Annotated in this window: 6 protein-coding genes; 4 read left to right on the forward strand and 2 right to left on the reverse strand. The window is 49.9% G+C overall.

Features of this window, described 5'->3' with window-relative positions:
* The 4 genes from Q0135_RS00875 to hemE form a co-directional block, all read left to right on the forward strand.
* On the forward strand, positions 1-2,161 hold a 2,161-nt coding region (locus tag Q0135_RS00875), incomplete at its 5' end, for a DNA gyrase subunit A (RefSeq protein WP_297987503.1).
* On the forward strand, positions 2,154-3,185 hold the full coding sequence (locus Q0135_RS00880) for an aspartate-semialdehyde dehydrogenase (RefSeq protein ID WP_297987504.1): 1,032 nt from the start codon (positions 2,154-2,156) through the stop codon (positions 3,183-3,185). The genes Q0135_RS00875 and Q0135_RS00880, both read left to right, overlap by 8 nt.
* Before the next feature lie 306 nt (positions 3,186-3,491).
* The gene (locus Q0135_RS00885) at positions 3,492-3,983 is read left to right on the forward strand and encodes a YqhA family protein (protein ID WP_297987506.1); all 492 of its coding nucleotides are present in this window, start codon (positions 3,492-3,494) and stop codon (positions 3,981-3,983) included.
* 2 nt (positions 3,984-3,985) lie between these two features.
* Positions 3,986-5,032, forward strand: a complete 1,047-nt coding sequence (gene hemE, locus Q0135_RS00890) for a uroporphyrinogen decarboxylase (protein WP_297987508.1) — start codon at positions 3,986-3,988, stop codon at positions 5,030-5,032.
* Here the strand turns inward: hemE and Q0135_RS00895 are convergent.
* Both Q0135_RS00895 and Q0135_RS00900 read right to left on the reverse strand, forming a co-directional pair.
* A complete protein-coding gene (locus tag Q0135_RS00895; protein ID WP_297961900.1) occupies positions 5,029-5,172 on the reverse strand; it encodes a hypothetical protein in 144 nt (47 codons plus the stop codon). The two genes, hemE and Q0135_RS00895, sit on opposite strands and share 4 nt — an antisense overlap.
* Positions 5,173-5,443: 271 nt before the next feature.
* On the reverse strand, positions 5,444-5,623 hold a 180-nt coding region (locus Q0135_RS00900; protein ID WP_297987510.1), incomplete at its 5' end, for a hypothetical protein.

Below are 5,623 nucleotides of genomic sequence, written 5' to 3' on the forward strand. Positions count from 1 at the left end.
TGGTCTTTTGATACTGCTTGAGAATAAAAATGCAAGCCTAGAAGAGATCATGGGCGAGATCAAGGGTCCCGATTTTCCGACCGGCGGTATAATCTACGGCAAAAAAGGGATCATTGAAGCGTATAAAACGGGCAGAGGGCGGGTTAAAATTCGCGCTAAAACCCATATTGAAAAAAAAGCTAGTAAAGACGTCATCGTAATCGACGAGCTGCCGTATCAGACCAATAAAGCGCGCCTGATCGAGCAGATCGCAGATCTCGTAAAGGAAAAGCAGATCGAAGGGATCTCCGAGGTACGCGACGAGAGCGATCGCGACGGAATTCGCGTAGTAATCGAGCTTAAGCGCGACGCGATGAGCGAGATCGTGCTGAATAATCTATTTAAGCAAACCACGATGGAGGCGACCTTCGGCGTGATAATGCTCGCAATCGACGGCAAAGAGCCGAAGATTTTCACGCTGATAGAGCTTTTGAAGCTGTTTTTGAACCACAGAAAAACCGTCATCATCCGCCGCACAATTTTTGAGCTCCAAAAAGCGCGCGCCAGAGCGCACATCTTGGAGGGTTTAAAGATCGCGCTAGATAATATCGATGAAGTGATCGATGTGATTAGAAACTCCGCCGACACCAACGTCGCGCGCGAAAATTTAATGAGCAGATTCGGCCTTAGCGAGGCGCAATCGGGCGCGATTTTGGATATGAGGCTAAGTCGCTTAACGGGACTTGAGCGCGAAAAGATCGAGGAGGAGCTAAAAGAAATTTTAGCCGAGATAAAGCGGCTTGATGCGATCCTAAAGAGCGAGGAGCTAATCGAAGGCATCATCAAAGATGAGCTTTTGGAGATCAAGGATAAATTCAGATGCCCGCGCATTACCGAAATCGTCGATGACTACGAGGATATCGACATCGAAGATCTAATCGCGAATGAAAATATGGTCGTTACGATCACTCACCGCGGCTACATCAAGCGCGTGCCTAGCAAGACTTACGAGAAGCAAAAGCGCGGCGGCAAGGGGCGCGTGGCGGTTACGACGTACGATGATGACTTCATCGAGAGCTTTTTTACGTCCAATACCCACGATACGCTTATGTTTATCACCGACCGCGGGCAGCTTTACTGGCTTAAAGTCTATAAAATCCCGGAGGGCTCGCGCACCGCAAAGGGCAAGGCGGTAGTAAATTTAATCCAGCTCGGCGCGGACGAAAAGATCATGGCGATCATCCCTACGACCGATTTTGATCCGAGCAAGTCGCTCGTATTTTTCACTCGCAACGGCATCGTAAAACGCACGAATTTAAGCGAGTTTAAAAACATCCGCTCGCTCGGCATTCGCGCTATCAGCCTAGATGAGGACGATACTCTAGTAACCGCTCTCATCGCTCCAAACAGCGCCGAGGAGATGCAAAACTACAAAGGAGGCACTTTAAGCGGCGACGATCTGGACGGCGGCGAGGCCGAGGAAGTTTTAGAGCAGACCGAGCAGGATATTTTGGAGGGAAGCGAGAATGAAATTTCAGATGAAATTTCGCAAGACGAGGGCGCGCAAGATGGCGAGCCGCAAAGCGCTAACGAAAATATGCTCTTTATCGCTACGAAAAAGGGAATGTGCCTTAAATTTAATCTAAATAAAATTCGCCAGATGGGGCGCATAGCTCGCGGCGTAAAGGGTATTAAATTTAAAGAAAAAGGCGACGAGGTCATCGGCGCCGCATTTATTTTAAGCGATATGCAAGAAATTTTAAGCGTGAGCCAAAAGGGTATCGGCAAGCGCACGACCGCAAGCGAGTATCGTCTAACAAACCGCGGCGGCAAGGGCGTCATCTGCATGAAGCTCACCAACCGCACGGGCGAGCTCATCGGCGTCGTGATGGTCGATGAGGAGATGGATCTCATGGCGCTAACCACCAGCGGCAAGATGATCCGCGTCGATATGCAAAGCATCCGCAAAGCGGGTCGTAACACCAGCGGCGTTATCGTCGTAAATGTCGAGGGCGACGACGTCGTGAGCATCGCGACCTGCCCGAAAGCCGAGGAGGGCGACGAGGGCGAAGCGGACGAGCTTGCGCAGGATGAAAATTTATTAAATTCAAATTTAGATAGCAAAGATTCGCAGAGCGACGGCCCTAGCGATGAAATTTTAAAAGGAGGAGAGGATGAGTAGTTACAATATCGCCATCGTAGGCGCTACCGGCGCCGTAGGCGAGGAGATTTTGCGCGTCTTAGACGAGATGAACTTTCCCGTGAAGGACATACTGCCGCTTGCGAGCGCAAAGAGCGCGGGCGAGAAGGTGGAATTCCGCGGTAAAGAATACGTCGTGAAGGAGCTTACCGACAGCACCTTCGACGAAAACGAGATCGACATCGCGTTTTTTAGCGCGGGCGGCTCCATTTCGGCGCATTACGTGCCATTTGCTGCGGCAAGCGGCGCGGTGGTGATCGACAACACGAGCCACTTTCGCATGCAAGAGGACGTCCCTCTCGTCGTGCCCGAGTGCAACCCGCAGGATATCGAGCTGTGGAAAGAAACGGGCATCATCGCTAATCCGAACTGCTCGACCATCCAGATGGTTCAAATTTTAAAGCCGCTTGATGATGCGTTTGAAATAGAGCGCGTGGACGTAAGCACCTACCAAGCCGCCAGCGGCGCAGGCAAAGAGGGTATGGAGGAGCTTGTGTTTCAGCTGCAAAAATTCTTTGAATTTAAGCTTGATGAGTGCAAACCTAAAGTTTTCGCGCACCAGCTAGCATTTAACGTCATCCCGCACATCGACGTGTTTTTGGACAACGACTACACCAAAGAAGAGATGAAGATGGTGAACGAAACGCAGAAAATTTTGCATAAAAACTTCGCCGTTTCGGCTACCTGCGTGCGCGTGCCAGTGCTGCGCAGCCACAGCGAGGCGATCACGATTAAATTTAAAAAGGATTTCGAGATTAGCCGCGTGCGCGAAATTTTAAGAAATGCGCCTAGCATCGTGCTTGTAGACGATCCTAGCAAAAAGCAATACCCGATGCCGCTGCTTTCGAGCGACACGAACGAAACCTACGTCGGCAGGCTCCGCAGGGACAATTTCGACGATAAAATTCTGCATCTTTGGTGCAGCGCCGATCAGATCCGCGTAGGAGCGGCGACAAATGCCGTACGCATCGCGCTTCGCTGGATCGATATGCAACAAGACAAGTAGGATAAATTTAGCAGAGTTGTCGAGCCTTTGTGCGCAGATACGGTTGCGCGCGCGGTTTCGGCGCGGAAGACCAGCGAATAAAATTTGCAAATTAGCCTAGTTAAAATTTAAGACCGCAAGTTAGAATTTTGCGCCTTTAACCTGGCGCAAAATTTAAATAGACTCAAACGGGTGCGCTTAAAAGAGATAAATTTACGCGATTGTAAACGAGCGTAAATTTAAAAGGGCGCTTCGGCATAGAGCAGCTTTTAAATTTATACGTCCGCTTGCGGAGCAGCTAATCCCGAATTAAAATTTAAGGAAGAAATGAAAGCTATATTTGAAAAATTTTTGCTTTGTAGCAAATCTCTAACGCTTCTGCCTGTTATTTTTTGTGTTGCGGCTAGTGCGGCGATATTTGTGATGGCAAGCTACGAAATCTGTTCGGCGCTTTATAAAATCGTGGAATTTTTCCTAGCCCCGCAGAGCGAGCGAGCGCTTTACATTGACATTTTAAGCGAAATAATAACGGCGATCGATCTGTATCTGGTCGCCATCGTGCTGCTAATCTTCGTATTTGGAATTTATGAGCTGTTTATCGACGAGTTTGTGGATCTAAATTTACAAGTTTTAAAGATCGCCTCGCTGGATGAGCTAAAATATAAACTCGGCAGCGTCATCATAATGGTGCTGGTAGTGGATTTTTTCAAGCGAATTTTGCATACCGATTTTACTACCCCTTTGGATATGCTTTTGCTCGCAGGGGCTATCTTTGCGGTTTGTTTAGCTTTGTATATTTTGAGTAAATTTAAAGGATAAAAATGGTTTTTATCGACGCATGCTTCGGCAAAGAGACCCCATACACGCCCATTTGGATGATGCGCCAGGCGGGGCGCTACCTGCCGCAATACATGGCGGTGCGCGAGAGGGCGGGCGATTTTTTGAGCCTGTGCCGCGACTACCGCGCCGCGAGCGAGGTGACGATCCAGCCCGTGGAGATTTTGGGCGTCGATGCGGCGATACTTTTTAGCGATATTTTGGTCGTTCCGATGCAGATGGGGATGGATCTGCGCTTCGAAGCGGGCGAAGGACCGCGCTTTAGCAATCCGATCCGCTCCCAGGGCGATTTGGCGCGCCTTGATCCGCAAAAGGCCGCGGCGGAGCTCGGATACGTTTATGATACGATCTCGCTTACTCGCTCTCGCCTTGCCGCGGATAAAGCGCTCATCGGCTTTTGCGGCGCGCCGTGGACGATCGCTACCTATATGATCGAGGGCGGCGGCAGCAAAAATTACGCCGTTTGCAAAAGGATGCTTTACGAAAATCCGCAGCTTCTGCATGAAATTTTGCGCCTCGTTACGGAGGCGACGAAGCTTTATCTGGCGCGCCAGATCGGCTCGGGCGTCGATGCGGTGCAGATCTTCGACAGCTGGGCGGGCGCGCTGGAGCCGAGCGCATACGAGGAGTTCGGCTGGCGATACATCTTGGAAATCACGGAATTTTTAAAGGCGAAATTCCCGCATATCCCGCTCATCGTCTTTGCCAAGGGCACGGGCGCGCAGATGTCGCGGCTGAGCCGTATCGCGGAGCAGCGAGGCGAGGCGAGCTTTGACGTATGGGGCGTGGATTGGAGCACTCCTATGGGGCTTGCGCGCGAGCAGCTCGGGGGCAAATTTGCGCTTCAGGGCAACCTGGAGCCGATGCGGCTATACGACCGCGGTGCGATAGAATCGGGCGTGCGCGAGATTTTAGCGTCGATGAAGGGTGCTGCGCATATCTTTAATCTAGGGCATGGAATTTTGCCCGACGTAAGCGTGCAAAACGCCAAATATCTGGTGGATCTGGTGCACGAGCTAAGCGCGCGCTAAAACCTGATTTTGCGATAGCCTGCTTGCGGCGCGCCACTGTGAAATTTCATAGAGCCGTAGTTTAAAATTTTGCTAGCCCAGGTTACTTGATTTGCTTCCGCGCGATTTTTTCCGCTGCCCATAAATTTTAAATTTTGCACCGCTTTCACGCCGCTAAAACAGCTCGCGGAACGCAAAGCTTGAAAATTTTAAAATTCTACGCCGTTTTATCGTGGTGGTATCGCTAAATTTTAAAATTTAGCCGAAATTTGAAATTTTATGTTGCTTTTACATCGAGCGAGGCTTAAAATTTTACGCGCTATGTATGCGGCGGCGTAAAAATACCGCAAGCTTGCGAGTTTAAATTTAGCTCGCGCCTTAAATTTATAGCTCTCACGTCCTAGATTTAAGGATAAATTCAAAGCTCTAAGTTTAAAATTTCGCCGTAGTGGGACGGCGCGCGGAAGTGAAATTTGTATAAAGCGGCGCCGAATTTTGGTGCGCGGAAGCAAAATTTAAAGCGCAATTTAAAGCAAAATTCTGCGCGCAAGCAAACTCCCGCAAATCAAACCATGGAGCAAAAATGAGATATATTTTCGGGCCCGTGACCTC

It is taken from the genome of uncultured Campylobacter sp. (genome assembly GCF_937981295.1).
Lineage (GTDB): Bacteria > Campylobacterota > Campylobacteria > Campylobacterales > Campylobacteraceae > Campylobacter_B.